This window comes from Sphaerimonospora cavernae (genome assembly GCF_042435035.1).
GTDB classification, from domain to species: Bacteria; Actinomycetota; Actinomycetes; order Streptosporangiales; family Streptosporangiaceae; genus Sphaerimonospora; species Sphaerimonospora cavernae.
This window is the reverse complement of sequence record NZ_JBHMQT010000074.1, coordinates 1-675: the sequence shown is the minus strand read 5'-3', so window position 1 is coordinate 675 and position 675 is coordinate 1. Positions and strand designations below refer to the sequence as shown.

At 68.7% G+C, this 675-nt stretch carries 1 protein-coding gene; it reads right to left on the bottom strand.

Features of this window, described 5'->3' with window-relative positions; genetic code table 11:
• Positions 1-642: ISAs1 family transposase (locus ACFHYQ_RS29250; RefSeq protein ID WP_394304373.1), on the bottom strand; the 642-nt coding region annotated here is incomplete at its 3' end.
• Positions 643-675: the final 33 nt, after the last annotated feature.

Genomic DNA, 675 nt, shown 5'->3' with positions numbered 1-675 from the left:
GCAGGCCCAGCGGGTGGCTTCGGTGATGTCGGTCCGGCCGGCGAGGCGTAACGCGCCGACTGCGAGATTGCGTAAGGAGGCCATTACCCGGGGGCCGGAGCGGGTGCGGGTACGGGAGTGGTCTTCGCGGTAGAGGGTGTCTCTGATCCAGTGCAGTACCTCGATACCCCATTGATCTTGGACGTATCGCGCGAGGTGGGCGGGGGTGGTCTGGTCGGGGGCGGGGCTGGCGACGCCGAGCTGGGCGACGGCGGAGATCGGCTTGCCGTGCAGGTCGGTGACGTACCGTTCGATCAGGAAGACCTGGCTGACATGCGGGAAGGGAAGATCGCCGGGGGCGGGCAGGACCTGGATGGTGCGGGTGGTGATCCGGCCGTGCCCTTTGTCGGTGCTGGTGTGGGCGATCTCGGCGTCTTTCCAGGGCAGTGCGTCCAGAGCGTCGAACAGCTTGCCGCGGTTCTCCTTGACCGGCAGCACGAAGTGGCCGCCCCGCTCCCGGATCACCTTGGCGGTGGCCTTGACGGTGTGCAGTGCGTCGGCGGTGGTGACCGTGCCGGTCAGGTCCAGGCGTTTCAGCAGGTCGCGGGCGGTGATGGTCTCGCGGGGCTTGGCGCCGTCCACCTCGGCTTGCGCGGCTGTCACGGCCTTGTCCGGCGGTCCCATCATGACCGCGAG